General features: G+C 60.9%; 16 protein-coding genes. 5 read left to right on the top strand and 11 right to left on the bottom strand.

What is annotated here, in order from left to right; translation table 11 throughout:
* The first annotated feature begins 271 nt into the window (after positions 1-271).
* Positions 272-1,657 (top strand): tryptophanase, encoded by a 1,386-nt coding sequence (locus ACTG2T_RS21430; RefSeq protein WP_330124350.1) that lies wholly within the window; start codon positions 272-274, stop codon positions 1,655-1,657.
* 134 nt (positions 1,658-1,791) lie between these two features.
* Here the strand turns inward: ACTG2T_RS21430 and cdd are convergent, their stop codons facing one another.
* From cdd to ACTG2T_RS21415, 3 genes are all read right to left on the bottom strand, one after another.
* Complete coding sequence (cdd, locus tag ACTG2T_RS21425) at positions 1,792-2,676, bottom strand: cytidine deaminase (RefSeq protein ID WP_005333283.1); 885 nt, start codon at positions 2,674-2,676, stop codon at positions 1,792-1,794.
* A gap of 197 nt (positions 2,677-2,873) precedes the next feature.
* Positions 2,874-3,560: an LrgB family protein gene (locus ACTG2T_RS21420; protein WP_139735641.1), complete on the bottom strand. Its 687-nt coding sequence runs from the start codon at positions 3,558-3,560 to the stop codon at positions 2,874-2,876.
* Positions 3,557-3,913, bottom strand: a complete 357-nt coding sequence (locus ACTG2T_RS21415) for a CidA/LrgA family protein (RefSeq protein ID WP_005333279.1) — start codon at positions 3,911-3,913, stop codon at positions 3,557-3,559. The genes ACTG2T_RS21420 and ACTG2T_RS21415 overlap by 4 nt, the downstream gene beginning before the upstream one ends.
* Positions 3,914-4,078: 165 nt before the next feature.
* Between ACTG2T_RS21415 and ACTG2T_RS21410 the strand changes: the two genes are divergently transcribed.
* Positions 4,079-5,788 carry a glycoside hydrolase family 36 protein gene (locus ACTG2T_RS21410; protein ID WP_330124349.1) on the top strand — a complete coding sequence of 570 codons (1,710 nt, stop codon included), beginning with the start codon at positions 4,079-4,081 and terminating at the stop codon, positions 5,786-5,788.
* A gap of 78 nt (positions 5,789-5,866) precedes the next feature.
* On the opposite strand, the gene ACTG2T_RS21405 is transcribed toward ACTG2T_RS21410, so the two are convergent.
* On the bottom strand, positions 5,867-6,367 hold the full coding sequence (locus ACTG2T_RS21405) for a hypothetical protein (protein ID WP_005360277.1): 501 nt from the start codon (positions 6,365-6,367) through the stop codon (positions 5,867-5,869).
* A gap of 155 nt (positions 6,368-6,522) precedes the next feature.
* The gene (sbcB, locus tag ACTG2T_RS21400) at positions 6,523-7,950 is read right to left on the bottom strand and encodes an exodeoxyribonuclease I (RefSeq protein WP_330124348.1); all 1,428 of its coding nucleotides are present in this window, start codon (positions 7,948-7,950) and stop codon (positions 6,523-6,525) included.
* Positions 7,951-8,293: 343 nt separating this feature from the next.
* Here sbcB and ACTG2T_RS21395 point away from each other — a divergent pair, with 343 nt between their 5' ends.
* Genes ACTG2T_RS21395 through ACTG2T_RS21385 form a run of 3 tightly spaced genes read left to right on the top strand, consistent with a single transcriptional unit; the run spans position 8,294 to position 11,561 of the window.
* Positions 8,294-9,607, top strand: coding sequence for an anaerobic sulfatase maturase (locus ACTG2T_RS21395; protein WP_330124347.1), 1,314 nt, complete (start codon positions 8,294-8,296; stop codon positions 9,605-9,607).
* Positions 9,608-9,610: 3 nt separating this feature from the next.
* The gene (locus ACTG2T_RS21390; protein ID WP_330124346.1) at positions 9,611-10,726 is read left to right on the top strand and encodes a tetratricopeptide repeat protein; all 1,116 of its coding nucleotides are present in this window, start codon (positions 9,611-9,613) and stop codon (positions 10,724-10,726) included.
* 34 nt (positions 10,727-10,760) lie between these two features.
* Positions 10,761-11,561: a formylglycine-generating enzyme family protein gene (locus ACTG2T_RS21385; RefSeq protein ID WP_330124345.1), complete on the top strand. Its 801-nt coding sequence runs from the start codon at positions 10,761-10,763 to the stop codon at positions 11,559-11,561.
* On the opposite strand, the gene ACTG2T_RS21380 is transcribed toward ACTG2T_RS21385, so the two are convergent.
* The 6 genes from ACTG2T_RS21380 to ACTG2T_RS21355 all read right to left on the bottom strand — a co-directional run bounded on the left by ACTG2T_RS21380 (position 11,558) and on the right by ACTG2T_RS21355 (position 18,310).
* Positions 11,558-12,493: a LysR family transcriptional regulator gene (locus tag ACTG2T_RS21380; RefSeq protein ID WP_110303097.1), complete on the bottom strand. Its 936-nt coding sequence runs from the start codon at positions 12,491-12,493 to the stop codon at positions 11,558-11,560. The two genes, ACTG2T_RS21385 and ACTG2T_RS21380, sit on opposite strands and share 4 nt — an antisense overlap.
* 186 nt (positions 12,494-12,679) lie before the next feature.
* Positions 12,680-14,062, bottom strand: a complete 1,383-nt coding sequence (locus tag ACTG2T_RS21375) for a BatD family protein (protein ID WP_320546096.1) — start codon at positions 14,060-14,062, stop codon at positions 12,680-12,682.
* The gene (locus tag ACTG2T_RS21370; protein WP_330124344.1) at positions 14,043-15,773 is read right to left on the bottom strand and encodes a VWA domain-containing protein; all 1,731 of its coding nucleotides are present in this window, start codon (positions 15,771-15,773) and stop codon (positions 14,043-14,045) included. The genes ACTG2T_RS21375 and ACTG2T_RS21370 overlap by 20 nt, the downstream gene beginning before the upstream one ends.
* Positions 15,770-16,813 carry a vWA domain-containing protein gene (locus ACTG2T_RS21365; RefSeq protein ID WP_330124343.1) on the bottom strand — a complete coding sequence of 348 codons (1,044 nt, stop codon included), beginning with the start codon at positions 16,811-16,813 and terminating at the stop codon, positions 15,770-15,772. Before ACTG2T_RS21365 ends, ACTG2T_RS21370 begins: the two co-directional genes overlap by 4 nt.
* Positions 16,806-17,327, bottom strand: a complete 522-nt coding sequence (locus ACTG2T_RS21360; protein ID WP_167572831.1) for a DUF4381 domain-containing protein — start codon at positions 17,325-17,327, stop codon at positions 16,806-16,808. The genes ACTG2T_RS21365 and ACTG2T_RS21360 overlap by 8 nt, the downstream gene beginning before the upstream one ends.
* Positions 17,327-18,310, bottom strand: coding sequence for a DUF58 domain-containing protein (locus ACTG2T_RS21355; protein ID WP_330124342.1), 984 nt, complete (start codon positions 18,308-18,310; stop codon positions 17,327-17,329). Before ACTG2T_RS21355 ends, ACTG2T_RS21360 begins: the two co-directional genes overlap by 1 nt.

Genomic DNA, 18,310 nt, shown 5'->3' with positions numbered 1-18,310 from the left:
CTGGCAGCATCCATCTATGGATCTTGTTGGCCACCGACTGTCTACAACCGATATGGAGGGGAGTGATGCCAATCATGACAGCTACGCCCCGGGCAGCCTGCCTGCTCGCCCACTGGTATACCCGGGATCCCATTCTGACCTTCGACTTTCCTCACCGCTGATTGGTGGCACCCGCCGTTTGAATTTGTCAGCCGGACGACCCTGATCGCCCCGGCCTCTTTGCCAATCCCGATTTCAAACACACTGGCCTTGCGCCGGTGAGGAGTCTTTTATGCGTCGTATACCCGAGCCGTTTCGTATCAAGATGGTCGAGCCCATCAAACAGACCACTGGCGCCGAGCGTCGCGCTGCCCTCGAGGCCGCTGGCTGGAACCCCTTCCTGCTGCTGGCCGAGGATGTCTATATCGATCTGCTGACCGACAGCGGCACAGGTGCCATGTCCGATCGCCAGTGGGCCGGCATCATGATGGGGGACGAAGCTTATGCGGGCAGCCGCAACTTCGTCGAGCTGGAGCGCACGGTGCGCGAGATCTTTGGCTATCAGCATGTGATTCCCACCCACCAGGGGCGCGGGGCCGAGCAGATCCTCTTCCCCGAGCTGGTCAAGCGCTGCCAGGGCAAGGCGCCGGTCTTCATCTCCAACTACCACTTCGACACCACCAAGGCCCACGTGGAGTTGGCTGGCGCGCGGGCCATCAACCTGCTCACCCCGAAAGCCCTCGACACCACGGCCCCTTATGCCTGGAAGGGGGATTTTGATCTCCCTCGCCTGACCGACACCATCGAAACCCTGGGGGCCGACAACGTGGCCGGCATCATCATCACGGTGACCTGCAATAGCGCCGGCGGCCAGCCGGTCTCCATGGCCAATATGGAGGCGGTCTCCGAGCTGGCCCGTCGTCACCATATTCCGGTGGTGATCGACGCCGCCCGCTTTGCCGAGAACGCCTGGTTTATCAAGGAGCGGGATCCGACTTATGCGAAGTGCAGCATCAAGGAGATAGTGCGCCAGATGTTCGCACTGGGGGACATCTTCACCATGTCGGCCAAGAAGGACGGGTTGGTCAATATCGGCGGGCTCTGCTGTTTCAAAGAGGATCTCGACCTGTTTCGCGCGGTGCAGGTGCGCTGCGTGGCGATGGAGGGTTTTGTCACTTATGGCGGGCTTGCGGGACGGGACATGGCGGCGCTCGCCATCGGCCTGCGCGAGGGAATGGATGAGGAGTATCTCACCTATCGCATCAGTCAGGTGGCCTATCTCGGCGAGCGGCTGGCCGAGGCGGGCATCCCCATCCAGACCCCCACCGGCGGCCATGCGGTGTTTGTGGATGCCAAAAAGCTGCTGCCCCATATTCCGGCCGAGCAGTTCCCGGCTCATGCGCTCGCCTGCGAGCTCTATCTGGAAGGGGGTGTGCGCGGGGTGGAGATTGGCTCCCTGCTGCTCGGGCGAGATCCCGCCACCGGCAAGCAGGAGGCTGCGGACTTCGAGCTGTTGCGTCTCACCATTCCGCGCCGGGTCTACACCCGGGATCATATGGACTATGTGGCCGACTGCCTGATCGCGGTGAAAGCGCGGGCCAGCGACATTCGCGGACTCACCTTTGACTACGAGCCGCCGCTGCTGCGCCACTTCACCGCGCGGCTGAAACCTGTCTGATCAGCAACCGGTTAGACGGGGTGATCAACCCAGCCAAGCCGTGAGGATCACCGGCTGCTCCCGGTTAAACAGCCAAGTAAAAAAGCCCCCGCACCAAGGTGCGGGGGCTTTCGTTTATCGAAGCTAAGCGGGGGTCAGACCGCCTGATACTCCAGCTCGACCGAGCCCAGCGCCTTTAGAGTGGACTGGGCGGAGTCCCGCTGGCTGATCTGGCCGTTCTTGTTCTCCAGCAGTACGGCGCGGCGGATGGTGGCGAGATCTTCACCGTTAAGCACCGCATGGGCGCAGGCCATCTGCATCGGCGGCAGGCTGGGGTTGAAGGCGGCGTTCTCGGCGTAGCGGCCAGAGAAGATGCGGCCATCGGCAAACTGCAGCGCCACCGCGGCATAGCCCTGACTGTAGGGGGCGTAGCTTTGACGGGCAGCGGCCAGCGCGGCCTGCCACAGCGGGTCTTCGCTTTGAAGCTCAAGCTCTGCGTGATCCTGCGGGCTCATCAGCGCATCTGTGATGTCGAGATCCGCCGGGCCAAACGAGTGGGGCAGGAAGGATTGCAGGGCGCTCAGGTCATCGGGCAGGGAGACTTTCAGGATCTTGGCGGTGCTCAGCTCGTTCATGAACTGACGGCAGTGGCCGCAGGGGGTGTAGTTGACGGTGATTTCGCTGATCCCGGTCTCGCCACCCAGCCAGGCGTTGGAGATAGCGGATTGCTCGGCGTGGACCGAGTGGAACAGACCTTGCCCCGCAAACTCCATGTTGGCACCGAAGTACCAGGTGCCACTCAGGCCGCAGGCGATGGCACCGACATAAAACTTGGAGATGGGCGCCACCGAGCAGGCGGCTGCCAGCGGCAACAGGGCGAGGCGCAGGGCGCGATCATCGAGACCTGTGGCGGCTTTCAGGGTGGCGACTTGCTCCGGCGTGAAGCGGGCGTTGAAGTCGGCACTATCCAGCATGGGCTGCACGGCTGCTTTGAGCGGGGCAGAGAGGGTATCGAATGGCTTGGCAAAACGGGGATGCATAGTGTGTCCTCAAAGGCCAATTGGGCGGCCATTGTAGGGAGCAAGCTCGGGTAAATGTGTGAGCAGGCTCACGCCCTGACGGGCAAACGGAGGGGGATGGTAATGGAAACGTTTGTCTTGTGCAAATTGTGCGGCAGGTCGCACCCCGAGAGGCCAGCAGGCCCCCCGGAATGGTCAACAGGTGGTCAATGGGGTGATCAGATCAGCCAGTGATAGATGGCAAACAGCAGCGGGGCGACGGCAGCGGTGAGGATCCCGCACACCACCATGGCCAGCGATGCAAAGGCCCCCTGGGTGATCCCTTTCTCGGCGGAAGTAGCCGTGCCGATGGCGTGGGCACAGGCCCCCATGGCGAGCCCTTGCGCTTCCGGATCGGTCACTTTGAACAGTTTGAGCAGCGGGTAGCCGATCAGGGCACCGACAATCCCCACTACCACCACCACGGCGGCCGCGATGGCGGGAATGCCGCCGATGGACTGGCTGACGCTCATGGCGAGCGGGGTGGTGATGGATTTGGTGGCAAGGGAGGCGAGCAGCGCCGGATCTGTGCCCATAAAATGACCGATCAGCAAGGTTGTGCACACCGAGATCAAGACGGAGGCGAGGGTACAGATTAGGATGGGCTTGAGCTTGGCCTGGATCTGGCGTGCCTGCTGATAGAGCGGCAGCGCCAGCGCCACCACGGCGGGCTCCAGCAGCATGGTGATAGGGCTGCTGCCGCGCTCGTACTGCTCAAGGGGCAGATCAAACCAGAGCAGCAGGCCGATGATCACCGCGGTCGGCACCAGCACCGGATTGATGATGGGCCAGGGCAGGCGGCGATAGAGGGCGCGGGTGGCGAAATAGAGCGCGAGCGTTAAGGGAATGGCGAGCCAGAAGATCATTTGTTCATCCTCTGGTAGAGCCGACCGACGGTGGCGAGGATCAGCACAATCCCGAGCACGATGCAGAGCATGATGACGCCGAAGGATTGGCGCAGGGGCTCAAGCCAAGCCACCAGCCCGACCGCGACCGGCACGAACAGCACGCCCATGTGGCGCAGCAGCAAGCCAGCGCCCAGCTCGACCCAGTGCAGCTTGATCAGTTGCAGGGAGAGCAGCACGAACAGCAGCAGCATGCCGATGATGCTGCCGGGAAAGGCGAAAGGCAGGATGGCTGCCACGGATTTGCCTGCCAGCAGGCAGGCGACGATGACCATAAAGTCACGAAAGTACAGCAAGGCGCGTTGCGCGATCACGTGAACCTCATCGACTGGGAAGAAAAATCGCAGTTTACCAGAGAGGCCGGGTCGCGGCATTAAAACAATAACAACTGAAATCAGTTCGTTTGAAGCTGATTTGTATGCGGATTATCTGTTGAACATCGTCTGATAGAACCCTTTTTCGAACTACAAGGAGTAGTGATGACATCCCTCTTGTCCCGAGTTCGCCAGCTGGCGAACGATAATGCGTTGCCACCCCATCTGCTGCAAACCCGTCAGTGGGAAGGCCCCCTGTGCCGGGTGCGACTCGACAACACCGGCCCTGATGCCACTCCGGTTGAGCGCTGGGTGCTGTTTGACGGCAAGCTTGGCCTGCCGGTGGAGAGTGCCATCTATGGCGAAGGATTCCAGATGCTGGCCCAGACCATGGGGTGCTGGCAATCACCGCAACATGTCGGCCGTTGTCCCGATGCCAGCGTCTATCGCATCACCGATGACAATGGCTATCACACCATTCACAACCTGTTGCTGGTAGAGCATGGCAAGGGGTGGCTGCTGCTCGCCTTTGCCAGCTGCCACCGTTTTGGCGGGGAGTTTCGCCTCTACCCTGATGGTCGCTTGCAGATCCTGATGAACTGCGAAGGGCGAAAACTTGCAGCCGGTGAGCACTGGCAGAGCGAGGCGCTGATCTGCCTCGAAGGGGCGGAGCGCGAGGATCTGCTGGCCGAGCTGGCTGGGCTGATCGAGGCTGAGCATGGCTCGCTGATCGGCAAGGTGAGTGATCGCCCGAGCGGCTGGTGCTCCTGGTATCACTACTACGCCGAGGTGAGCGCTGCCGACATTCGCGAGAACCTGCAGGTGCGTGCCGAGCGCTTCCCGGCCCTGCGCTATGTGCAGATCGACGACGGCTATCAGGCCAAAATGGGCGACTGGCTTACCCCGTCGGCCAAGTTCGAGCAAGGTGTAGCCTCACTGGCTGCCGAGATCAAACAGGCTGGCTGCGAGCCTGCCCTCTGGGTCGCACCCTTTATTGCAGAGCCCGGTTCACAGGTGTTTCAGGAGCACCCAGACTGGTTTGTGAAGGGGGATGACGGCCTGCCGCTACCTTCCGAGCGGGTCACCTACGGTGGTTGGCGCTGCACTCCCTGGTATGTGCTGGACGGCACCCACCCCGAGGTGCAAGCGCACCTTGAACAGGTGTTCCGAACCCTGCGCGAGCAGTGGGGCATCCACTACTTCAAGCTCGATGCCAACTTCTGGGGCGCAATCCACGGTGGCCGTTTCCACGATCCGGCAGCCACCCGGGTTGAAGCCTATCGGCGCGGTATGGCCGCCATCCTGCGTGGTGCAGGTGAAGGCGCTTTCCTGCTCGGTTGCAACGCCCCCATCTGGCCGAGCCTTGGCCTGGTGCACGGCATGCGGGTGAGCGATGACGTGGAGCGCAACGGCCACCGCTATCGTCAGATCGCCCGCGAGGCCTTCTGCCGCGCCTGGCAGAATGACAAGCTCTGGGCCCTCGACCCCGACTGTATCTGCCTTCGGGATCTGACGAGCCAGCAGGCAAGCAATGCGGATTACAGCTTCCATCTGGCAGCGTTGGTGGCGAGCGGCGGCATGATGCTGGCCGGTGATCGACTGCAAGATCTCGATGAGGAGCAGGCGGCGCAACTGTGCAAGCTGCTGGGTCTTTGTGCTGTTCGTGCACCCTCTGCCCGTTTCGAGTCGATGGACTTTGCCTGTGGTGAAGTAAGCCTGCCCGAGGGCGGCACTCTGCTCTGCTTGTTCAACTGGGAGGGGCAACCACAGGAGTTTCTGCTGCCGGAAGGGGGAATCGATTTTTGGCTGGGACAGGCAGTCGGCACGGCTGTGACCCTGCAAGGGGGCGAGGGGCGGGTGATCCACTACACCTGATCACAGCGTCACCATAAACAATTCAGGCTCCATCACGGAGCCTGAATTGTTTCAATCAGCGGTTATCAGCCATGTTTTTCAGTAACGCCACTCAAAGCCGACGGCGTATTTGGCTGAGCCATAGCCCGGGATATCACTGCCGGAGGCGATCGCCTTGAGGGTCAGCAACGGGGTGATGGGCACCCCCAGACCAAAACCGATGGCCAGTTGATCATTGGGGTTCCCCATCAGATCGACTCGCATCACCCGATAGAGGGACATGTCCTCGCTCAGGTGCATATAGGCTTGCGAAGCGCGGTTATAGACCTGACCAAACACCTCCAGCTGGAAACCTGACTGGGCGCTGATGGCCAGCGGTACCCCGACAAACTTGTAGAGATGGGAGCCGTTGAAGTAGCTGTTGGTGATCAGGGGAGTGAAATCAGTCTGCTGATAAAGGGTGTTGAAGTTCTGTTCTACGATGCGATAGGTCTGTTCGGGCAGGCGAGCAAGATAATCCGGCACATCGAACCGGTATGCGGCGTTGGCTGCCAGCGGCAGCAGGGCCAGTAATCCGAGCAGTGCGTGGTGACGAGGCATCAGCAAATGGCTTCCGTTCGGCCAAAAAGATCTCTTGCTTGGGAGACATCCGCTCAGGATGTTGCAAGATATTGGTTTTTGGGGAAATCCCCTTCGTCATTATGACCTGAAGAAGGGGACGGGCGGGAAGGATTTATTGTGAAACTACTCACAACTCATAAATCTTCCAGATAGTGATAGAGACTCTTTAGAATCGCGAAGTTCCGTTCGTTACTCTGGTTCTGCTCGGCCAGCGCCTCGAGACGGGGCACATAGTCCGGCAGACGGCGGCTGAAGTAGTCGCTGCAGTGCAGGCGCCAGCGTTTCTGCTCCGCTTCGCTCAAGGTGTGCGGCCAGTTGCGGGCGCGGTAGCGGAACAGCATCTCCGGCAGCCGGGCGTCGGTAAAGGCGAACTCCCGCTCACCCAGCAGGTCCGCGGGGGTAGCACGCACCAGATCCATGGTGGACTTGTCGCCGTGGCCAAAGAATCCGCCGTAGAGCTGGGTATCGGGGTCGCTCTCATTGCTGCCGGCAAACTCCTGATTGAACACTTCCACCAGTTTTTCCCGTACTTCGGGGTGGGCGCGCAGCAGATCCAGGCTCTTGCGGCACTGCTCCCGATTGATGCCGAGCTCGTCGGCGCGCTCCGCCGTCAGGGTGGCGGCTGGCGCCAGCACCGGGCACTTGTTGATGTGCACCAGTTTCACCGGAATGCCCGCCAGATCCCCCAGCTCCTCTTTCTTGGTGTAGAGGCGCTCGCGGATTTCCTCGCTGGAGAGTTCAATGAGCGGGGTGGGGTCACGGGTCAGATCCACCATGATCACCGCGTTCTGGTTGGTGGGGTGCCAGGCAAGTGGCGAGACCCAGCTTGCACAACCCTGCCAGGGGGAGAACATGCCGGAGACGTGCACCAGCGGCTTCATGGTCACCACGTCAATCAGCGCCTTCACCTTGTTTTTGTTGCGCAGATCAAAGAGATAACCAAACAGCTTGGGTTGGGCTTTTTTCACCAGCTTGGCCATCTCGATAGTGGCCAGCACGTCCGAGAGTGCATCGTGTGCATTGGCGTGGGCCACGCCATTGGCGACTGTCAGCTTCTCCAGCCGGAAGCTCGGTTTGCCTTCATCATCAAAGGCCCACTCGATCCCCTCCGGGCGCAGGGCATAGCAGGCCCGCAGCATGTCGAGAATATCCCAGCGGGAGTTGCCGTTCTGCCAACTGTAGGCATAGGGGTCATAGAAGTTGCGATAGAGGGTGTAGCGGGTCACCTCGTCATCGAAGCGGATGCTGTTGTAGCCAAGCACACAGGTATTCGGCGTGGCGAATTGCTCGTGGATCTGGCGAATGAAATCCGCCTCGCACAGCCCATCCTTCATCGCCTTTTGCGGCGTGATACCGGTAATCAGGCACGCCTCCGGATCCGGCAGATAGTCCGCCGGCGGCTTGCAGTAGATGACCAGCGGCTCGCCAATGATGTTGAAATCCGCATCGGTACGAATACCGGCAAACTGCGACGGCCTGTCCTTGGCGGGGCTGATGCCGAAGGTCTCGTAGTCGTGGAAGTAGAATGTTGGCTCGTTGCCCGCGTGTGCTGTTTTGCTCATGTTGCTCGAGATGAGGTATCCGATGACGGTAGCGCCTGGCGCTAGGGTGGGCGGTGCCAGGCACCACAATTGTCTGCATGGTAAACCATAGCGCAGGCAGAACGAAGGGCGAGCCGTGCAGGTGGCGGTTTATTGGGCGGTTGCTCCCGACATCTTAGGCACTTCTATCTTGCTCACCGGGACTATACGACCAATTTATCTCGTTGGATGCGATGATTTTTTATGACATCAGAATGTTAGCTTGGTCCCATATCCGCTGGTTATAAGGGGTATAACCAGCGTGTGACAGCGGGAGCCTTTAGACTGCAGGCCTCAAAACAGCAATTTTGCAGGTGGTGCAGTTATGGTGATTACTCAGGGTCCACAGTTCAACGGCAAGGCATCCAAGCGGATGCATGTGATGGCCAAACCTATCGGGGCCGTGTGTAACATCGACTGTACCTACTGCTACTACCTCAGCAAGCAGGATCTGCTGGAATACAAGAAGGGGTGTTCGCCCCAGATGGATGAGCAGACCCTTGAGACCTATATCCGTCAATATATCGAGGGGCAGAATACCCCCGAGATCATCTTCTCCTGGCAGGGGGGCGAGCCGACGTTGCTCGGGCTCGACTATTTTCGCAAAGTGGTCGAGTTGCAGCGCAAATACCAGCCGCAAGGGGTGGTGATTGCCAACGACCTGCAGACCAACGGCATCCTGCTCAACGATGAGTGGTGTGAATTTCTGGCCGCCAACAACTTTCTCATCGGTTTGAGCATCGATGGCCCCGAGCTGCTGCACAACGCCTATCGGGTCAACCGAGCCGGGCGCGGTACCTTCAATCAGGTGATGGCGGCGGTGGCGTTGCTGCATAAATACAAGGTGAAGTTTGCCACCCTGACTTGCGTTAACAACCTCACCAGCAAGAATGCGCTGGAGGTCTATCGCTTCCTGCGCGACGAGGTGAAGTCGCCCCAGATGCAGTTTATCCCCATCGTCGAGCAGAAGAGCTTTCGTACCACTGCGCCCCAGACCTGGCAGCAGCAAGAGCAACTCAAGCAGGGGGACAAACGCCTCAATCCCTGGCACAAAAATTCGGTGGTCGAGCCCTGGTGCGTCTCGGCCGAGGGGTGGGGGGATTTTCTCATCACCATTTTCGATGAGTGGGTGCAGCGGGATCTGGGACGGGTCTTCGTGCAATATTTTGAGGCGAGTGTCGAGACTTGGATGGGACGCAAGAACCCCCTCTGTACCTTGGGGGAGATCTGCGGCAAGGGGCTGGCGATGGAGCCCAACGGCGATGTGTTTGCCTGTGACCACTATGTCTATCCCAAGTACAAGATCGGCAATATCCACCATCAGCCGCTCAGTGAGCTGGCGTATTCGCCCGCCCAGCAAGCGTTCGGCTTTGCCAAATCGCGCAGCCTGGCCCGCCAGTGCCAGCAGTGTGACTACCAGTTTGCCTGCTATGGGGAGTGCCCGAAGAACCGCTTTATTCGCACCCACGAAGGGGAGGCAGGTCTGAATTACCTCTGTGCCGGTTGGTACAAGTTTTTCAGCCATATCGATCAGTCGATGGCCTATATCCTGCGCCGTGCCGGTTATCCGGTGGCCCATGGCAAGTATCGTGATGCGGTGATGAATAACGGCGTCATGACACATGGTCAGAGGAAATAAGCGATGCAGAGCATGTTGAGTCGCCACGAGTTTCGTCACACCCGCTCCGGCACCATGGGCGCCTTGTGGCTGGCCCTTGGCATGACCTTGTCTGGCGCAGCGCTGGCGGTAGCCAGCCCTGTGCCGCCGGTCACCACATCAGCGAATGAGGCACCCACCGCATCCGTGGCGGCCAGTGCGCCCTCAGCCGCCCAGATCCAGCAGTGGGCCTACAATGCGCAGGATATCTCCCTGCCAACGGTGGAGCGGGCCGATGCCCTGCGCCAGCTGGCGGCTTACCCGAATCAGAACAGTCTGGTGGCGGTGGCCAGAAGCCTGCGTGATGAGCACGCATTGGTGCGCGAAGCGGCGGTGATTGCCGCCGATCCCTATCAGTTTGCGCACCGCTGGCGACTGCTCTCACCGCTGCTGGCTGACAGCAGTGCCGAGGTTCGCCGCGCCGCTACCCTCAATCTGGCTCGCGATTATGGCGCCATGAATGAGGGGCAACTGAGCGCCATTGGCCAGCCGCTGGCGGAGGTGAGCGAGTATCTCGCCCGGCAGCAGGACCCTGCGCAGCAGCTGTCGCAGGCAGATCTCTATCGCTGGACCCGGCAGTGGGACAAGGCGCAGGCAAGCTACGAACAGCTGCTTGCCAATCAGCCTGACAATCCCCAGCTCTGGCTTGGCCTCTCTGACAACTTGCGGGCCCAGCAACGGGATGCCGAGGCGCTGGCCTTGCTCAACAAGGGGATTCTTTTGTTGCCGCAGAATGCCAGCCTCCATTACGCCAAGGCGCTGACCCAGGTGCGCCTCGATCAGAAGAGCGAAGCGGCAGTCACCATGGCACAGGCGGCGGAGCTCGCTGGCAATAACAGCTACTTCTGGTATCTCAACGGGGTGCTGCAAGAGCCGCTGGATCTCGAGAAAGCCATCGGCTCGTTCGAGCTTGCCTACCGGATCTCCAGCGCGCCGGAGCAGCTCTATGCGGTGTGCGATATCTACCTTCGCCACGATCACCCCAAGAGCGACGCCTGCATGAGTGAACTTGGCAAGATAGCGCCCCCCGAGGTGCTGACCGAGCTCAATAGCAAGCGCGCGAGCAAGACGAGCACGCCGCCGGTTTCCGCTGGCCAGTGATGGCTGCCACTTCTCTTACTGCACAGGTCAGGTTATGACGATCATACCGTTCAAATGCGCAATTCCGTTGCTGGCAACCACCCTGCTGGTGGCTGGCTGCACCCTCTCGGTCAAACAGGGCAACCAGCCGCTCCATCCGCTGCGACAGAAGATTGAAGCGGACATGGTGCTGGTGGAAGGGGGCCGTTTTGAGATGGGCTCCAACGACCCTGCCGCCAAAGCGAGCGAAGGGCCGCAGCATGCGGTCTCGCTCAACAGCTTCTACATGGCAAAATTCGAGGTGACACAGGCTCTGTTCGAGGCGGTGATGGGCCCCTCCATCAGCTATTTCCAGGCACCGGATGTACCGGTCAACAACCTCAGCTGGCAACAGGCCAATCTGTTTGTGACAAGGCTCAATGAGTTGACCGGCGCTTACTACCGCCTGCCCACCGAAGCTGAGTGGGAGTATGCAGCCAAGGGGGGCAAGCTGAGTAAAGGCTATCGTTATAGCGGCTCCGATCAGATTGATGAAGTGGCCTGGTACAGCGGCAACGCCAAGAATCGCGCCTATCCGGTGGGGCTGAAAAAGCCCAACGAGCTGGGGCTATACGACATGACCGGCAATGTGGGGGAGTTTGTGGCTGATGCCTATGAAGAGACCTTCTATCGCCATAGTCCTCAAGAGAACCCGAACAATGCCCAGGAGAGCAAGAGCCACCTCGCCCATAAGTCGGTGCGAGGCGGCAGCTACGCCTATGAGGCTGAATTGTCTGAAAATTTCCGGCGTGATTTCGCCAGCCAGTCGGTGATGATGGCTGACATGGGATTGCGACTGGTGCGAGATGCCCGTTAGGGCTGAACGATGGAGGTGGTCAGCCCCAGCTCGCTGACCACTTCGAACAGCTGCTGGCGCAGCCAGCGGTGACCCGCCTCGGTGGTCCGGCTGGGATGCCAGATGGCCGACAGGCTGAATACTGATTCCTCGAAGGGGAAGGGGAGTACCCGCACATCATACATGCCGGCAAAGGTATTTATGATGGAGGTGGGCAAGACTCCGATGATCTCGCTGCACGCAATGATGGGCAGCATCTCCATGGCGGTCGGCACCCGTACCACGATATTGCGGTTGGCCATTTGCGGCAGGTGCTCGGCAGTGATCATGCTGCCTCTGACCTGCCACTGGGCCAACGCCACATGCTCCTCGGTAAAATAGGCCTCCACCGTCAAGTCGCTGCCCAGTCGCGGGTGGTTGCTGGCACACACCACCTTCACCTGCTCGCCATAGAGCACCTCGCTCTTGAGCATGCTGCGCCCGCTCTGGGTCATGTCGATGATGAGATCATAACGCTGCATCCGCAGGTCACTCTCCATATCCTCGGTAAAGAGGGGATGCACCTCGAGCGAAATACCTGGGGCGTGTGCCCGGATCTTGCACAGCAGCGCCGGGACCAGTTGGGCGCTGACCAGTCTGACACAGGCGATGGAGAAGACTCGCTGGGAAGTGCGCGGATTGAAGGTGCGCGAGGTCGAGAGGGTCGAGCTGAAGTTTTTCAGCGCGGCCGCCATCGCCGGATAGATGTCGATGGCAAACGAGGTGGGCTCCATCCCCACGACCTTGCGATTAAACAGAGGATCACCGTAGATCTCCCGCAGTCGCTTGAGGGCCTTGCTGACGGCGGGTTGGCTGATTTCCATGCGTGTCGCCGCCCGGGATAGGCTGCGCTCTTCATAGATGGCGACAAAGATCGGGATCAGGTTCAGCTCGGTACTTCTGATGTCTAACAAGAGAGGCCTCGTTACATGCTCGTGGAAAAATCACACTGCCTTGGCACTGCCGGGTAGCCGGAGGGGAGAACCTGCCACACCAGTCAGGTGGCGTGGCAGCCAGCGGGTATCCCACTTTGGCAGTGTAATGAAGTGGGCAAAGTGGGACAACCAGTGCAGGGGGGGTTGCTGCGTGGCGCACTTTATTTATCTGTTTGCGTTGCTGGATGACTGATCCGCTGAGGTCGGTTTGCCAGTCAGGGGGGGCAATTCCGGCAGGGCCGCTTGCCAGCCGACAATGTGGCCCAACCGTGAGCGGATGTTGCCATGACTGGTGCCCCGTCGCCTTTGCAGGCGCAGCAGCAGGCGCCAGCCCATCCTGAGCGCATCAGCCCGATCAAGTGGATCTTGCTGGAATACAGCCTGTTGTTGCTGCCAAACCGGATCGGAACTGACACGACTAAGTTCCAGCCAACCCCTCTTGGCCCGCAGATAGCGATAGGCTAGTACCCGCACCGCCCCCCACTGCCTGCTCCAGATGGCGGCCCCATATTGCCAGCCGAGCGGGCGAGGGTGGTGACGGTAGTAACGGGCTATAGCCTGGAGCGCCAGCACCAGCAGGGCTACACCACCGGCTACTCCAAGCAACCGATGCCAGTAGGTCGCCAGCCAGGAGGCGGGAGAGTGGCGCACTTGCAGGGTCAGCCCGGGGAGGGTCAGGGTTTGCAGCTGGCCAGTCTGGCTGTTCCACCAGGCAAGCTCCAGCGCGGGCAGGGTCAACTCACCACCGCGCTGCACGATATAGGTAGTCTGATCTTCCCGTGTCGAGAGGTACTCCCCCCGCTCCTGTGTATCGTTCAGTCGGGCTTGCGCCGGATAGGCCTGTACCCGCCCATCGCTTGCAAGCGGAGTTATCAGCGGCGGGATCAGCACAGAGAGGGTATCCTGCCCGCTGGCGGTCACGGTGCGGGTGATAGCATCCCCTACCCGCAGCTCGCCGTCAGCATGGTCATCCGCAGAGCGCTGCCAACGCTGGCTCAGGGTGAGATTGCTGGCGCTCAGCCAACGCCCGTCAACCGTCAGGGCAGGGTCGGGCAGCGCGGCGGCAAAACGCTGAGGGTGGGTTGTGAGGGTGATCTGCCGGGAGCCCCCTTCAGGGCGCGCCACGGTGGCCCGCACCGCGATGGCGGGGATCTCGAACTGGCCGGATTGCTGGGGATAGAGCGTCAGCTCCCAGCGCTGATGCGACCAGGTCTCGCCATCGCGGCGCTGGGTGAAGTTGGTCGCCAGCTCGCTGCGCTGCTTGACCATGACCCCCGGCAGCTCGAACTGGCCGATGCGGGTACCCGCAGTAAACCAGCGGTTGGTGGCCAGCTCCAGATAGAGGGTGATCTGTTGGTTGACGGCATAGGGGCGCTTCTCCTCCCCCTGCTCTTTCAACCAGCTCTTGAGGGTTACCTGAGTAGCGTCAGTCGCATCAGCGGCCTCGGTAGCCTGTGCTTCGACCGTGAGCAGCACGGCTCCGAGCAGGGTTGCGGTCGCCACATATCCGCACAGCCAGTGGCGGAGTTTATTGTGCCGGTTGCACATGGGTAGGCTCCTTGTGGGGGGCAGAACGAGGACGGACGGTTGCGCCCGTTTGCTGCGCTTGTAGCTGGAGGCGGAATTTGGCTTGCAGGAAGTCACCGGGATCAGACGCCACCCGGCGCAGCCACTTTTCGGCCTGCGCCGGATTGGCCAGGATCTGATCTGCGGTCAGGGGTTCGCGCGCCATCAGGGATGAAACCACAGTCTCTTCCGCCCCGTCGGCACTGCGTGGCTCTTCATCGGGCAGTTCACTGGAGTGATCAGGTCCATCCGGCGTGCCGGTCTGGCTCTGACTGGCGCGGTTGATCTCGTCAACAATCCCGCTCATCACCTGATAGTTATGGGCGGCTGATTGGCGCACGTTCGGGTCGCTGGCCTCGTCAGCCAGTTGTCGGAACAGCCGGCGGGCGGCCAGATACTCACGCTGTCTGGCGAGGGCATTGCCGGCATAGAGCAGAGCCTGTTCGGAGTCGGCTTGCAGGAATGCTGACTGAGCCAGCGCAAACTCGGCGCCATAGTAGTAGGCCACCCCTTTGTAGAAGGGATCTTCATAGTGTTTAGCCGCCTCCAGATAGTCCCCCTGCTGGAAGTACCACTGCCCCTGCTGATCCGGGGTGAGCCAGAGGTTTAACCACTGCTGTTTCAGCTCCTTTGCCCAGTGATTGATCGCAGGCTCTGTCGGCTCTACGGGCGCCAGCGAGAAGGTGGTTGCCTGCGCAGGCGTCGTCTGTAACAGGGAGAGACCGATGGCTGCCACCAGACCCCATTGCACCAGCCAGCCTTTGCGAAACCAGAGCAGCAGCAGGGCGACGACCGGAAAGAGCAGGTAGTAACCCATGTCTTGCCAGGGCGTCAGGGAGTCGTTGTGGATCAAAAAGTTGCGTTCAATCCCCCGGTTGATCCGCTCTACGTCGCCATTATCCACCGTCATGGTGAGCAGGGTGCCATTGCTGTCACTGGCCAGTCGCCTTAGTGAGGCAAGCTCCAGCGGGCGTTTACCACTCAGGGCCGGGTCGCCAGCGGCCAGGATCAGCAGCTGACGGGATTGACCACGGAAATAGTCAGCCAAGGGGGCGATGGCGGCGGGGCTGATGCCATCACTCACCAGCAAAACTGTGCTGCCGGTCTCATCGGCCAGAAGCTCGGTGAGCAGCGGGATCACCTGTTCGGTACGCTTGCCCGCTTTAGGCATGATCTCGGGACGGATGGCGGCGAGGATAGGGTCATAGACGGCACTGTCACGGGTCAGCGGCATGGCTGTGTGGGCCGAGCCGGCAAAGACCACCAGCCCGTTGCGCCCGCCATCGCGGGTCGCCAGCAGATCGCTGATCTTCTGCTTGGCCCGCGTCAACCGGTTGGGGGCGATATCCGTTGCCAGCATGGAGTCGCTGTTATCGAGCAGGATCAGCAGGGCGCCCTGATCTTCGCCAAAGGGGGAGGGTTCACGGCTCCAGGTCGGCCCTGCACAGATCAGGATGGCCAGCCCCATCAGCAGCCCCAGCACCTTGAGGGGCAGGTTCTTTTTCCAGCCGGTGTCCCCCAGCGTCAGCGCCTCGCGCAGATGGGGCGGCAGCCGCTGTTGCCAGTTGTTCGCTTCATCCATGTGCCAGCGCAGCAGCAGGATGGCGACAAGGGGGAACATGGCCAGCAGCCACCAGGGGCGCAGAAAGTGGGCATTCAGCCAGAGCTGTTGCCAGTAGAGAGGATCCATCATGGCGTGTCTCCTGAGAGAGCAGTGCGCAGGCGGTAGCGCCTGAGGGTCAACAGGGAAAAGAGGGTGAGATAGAGGACGACGCTGACGGCGATGAGGTAATGGTGCAGGCTTTCGCGGGTCTGAAAGCGGGTGCTTTCGTAGCGTTGTGGCTCCAGCTCACCGATCACCTGATAGGCGCGCGTCAGCTGTGCCTCATCAAGAGCCTGAAACAACTGGCCGCCGGTCAGGGTCGCCAACTGTTGCAGGGTATCGAGATCGAGAGCCTGTTCGCCGACGGTGGCCGGATCCCCCATGGCGATAGTATGCAGCCGCACGCCGTTGACCGCGGCTACCCGGGCCGCATCCCGCGGGCTGACAAAACTGCCGGTGTCGTTGCCATCGGTAAGGATGATGGCGACTTTCTCCCGCTTGGCGCTGTTCTGGTCTAGTTGCCCGTGGCGATCACTGTTGTTGAACACTTTGATTGCCAGACCGATGGCATCTCCCAGATGGGTACTCTGGCCCGCCATGGCGACATCGGTCTCCTGCAGCAGGGTTTGCCAGGTGTCGAGATCGGCGGTAAACGGCACCTGGAGAAAGGCGGCATCCCCAAACAGGATGAGCCCGAGTCGATCTCCTTTGCGCGTTGCAGCAAATTGTTTAAGCACCTCTTTGGCGGCGTCGAGCCGACTGAGGGACTTGCCGGGGTTGGGGGAGAAGTCGGTCTCGGTCATGGAGCCGGAGAGATCCAGCACTATCATTACATCCCGCCCGAACCGCTCGCGCACCTGAGGCGGGCCATAGATGGTGGGCTTGGCCAATGCCAGCACCGCTAACAGCCAAACGGTGATCAGGGCGATCCGCTGCCACCAGCTGGCAGTTAGCTGGGTTGCCCCCTCACGCGGCGGTTCATCCAGCAGATCGATCAGCAGATCGAAGAAGGGCACCTTGATGGCACTCTGCCGGGTGCGATAGGCCGGAATAAGGCGAAACACCAGCAACGGCAGGGGCAGCAGCCAGAAACAGTGGGGGTGGGCAAACTCGAGACCGGCATCAAGCATGATGAGCCTCCGTCGCCAACGAGACTGTTTGTATTGGAGTCTGGTGGTGGGCAAGCCAGTCGTTGCAGAGGGAAACGAGGCAGAGCTGATCACTCACGCTTAGCACCACCTGATCACAGACCAGCGATACCAGCCAGCGCTCCCCCAGTTCGGTCGCGAAACGGGGCTGCCTATCAGCCATGGCATTGTCGAGGGTCTGCAGCAACGCCATGCCAAACAGCTTGCCGTGCCGGGGATCTAGGTGGGTCAACACCTGCTTGATCAGGTGAAACAGCGCCAGACTGGCCCCGGCATCAGACCAGTTGATCGTGCGCAGGGCCGCCTGCGCTTCACGGCGGTAACGCTGTTGCCACCAGCGCTGTGCCCGGTGATAGAGCCAGAGCAGCGCCAGCGCCCCCAGGCTCAGCGCCAGCAGCAGCCAACCTGCGGTTTGCGGTTGCCAGCTGATGGTGGGTGGTACGGTCACGTCCTGCAATTCGCGCAGCATATAGGTGCCGGGCAGCTTGTGGTTCATCAGTGCTCTCCTCCCAATGCGGTAATGAGGCGTGCGAGGTGGTGGCCACCGGTGTCGAGGGTAATAAGCGGCAATCCTTTGAAGGCCATCAGTCGCAGCAGTTGCTCTTTTTTCAGTTGCTGCTGGTGGGCTAGCCCCTGATCCAGCACAGGGATCTGGTGGGGAGCAATATTGAGCTGGTACTGGCCATCGCCGACTACCCAGCTGGCGTCAGCGGCTGTGGTCGACAGGGTCGACTCGAAGGGATCGGCGATGTGCAGTGCCAGCACATCGTTGTGCTGCTGCAAGTAACCGAGGCGGGTCAGGTCGGCCTCGGTGACGCCAGCCCAGTCGCTGAGAAAGATCAGGGTGGTATTTTTCAACTTGAGGCGGCCCAGCATCGCCAGCAGGGGGGCCAGACCGGTCGCCTCGCTGTCGCGGCTGGTGGCAGAGAGAGCATGATTGGCGGCACAGAGCTGGCGCAGCCCTGCCAACCAGTGGCCACGGGAGCGCTGGCCGCGCAGCCACGCCACGCCATCGCAGTGCAAAATGGCGAGCCCGACCCGATCGCTCTCTTTGAGTACTTGCCAGCCGAGCAGGGCGGCGACTTCGGCGGCCACCACCGACTTCATCACCTCCACCGAGGAGAAGAACATGCAACTGCGCTGATCAACGCAGAGGATCACGTGACGATCTTTCTCTTCGCTATAACTGCGCACATGGGGGCGGCCGGTGCGCAGGGTCACTTTCCAGTCCAGGGTGCGAATATCATCCCCTTGCTGATAGTGGCGCAGCTCTTCAAAGTTGAGCCCACGGCCGCGAAAGCGTGACGGGTGGCGGCCGCACAGCAGGTTGCCGCTGTTTAGCCGGGGCAGCAGTGAAAACTGGCCGACCAGCCCCTGAAGCCGGACCAGTGTCAGGTAGTCACAGTGGATGCGGGGGTCACCACTGGGCGGTTGCCCGCCCTGTGTCAGCCTGTAATGGGATAAGGAGCGAGGTGTCAT

Source organism: Aeromonas sp. 75A (assembly GCF_051919425.1).
Taxonomy (GTDB): Bacteria; Pseudomonadota; Gammaproteobacteria; order Enterobacterales; family Aeromonadaceae; genus Aeromonas; species Aeromonas veronii.
This window is presented reverse-complemented; position numbering and strand designations above follow the sequence as displayed.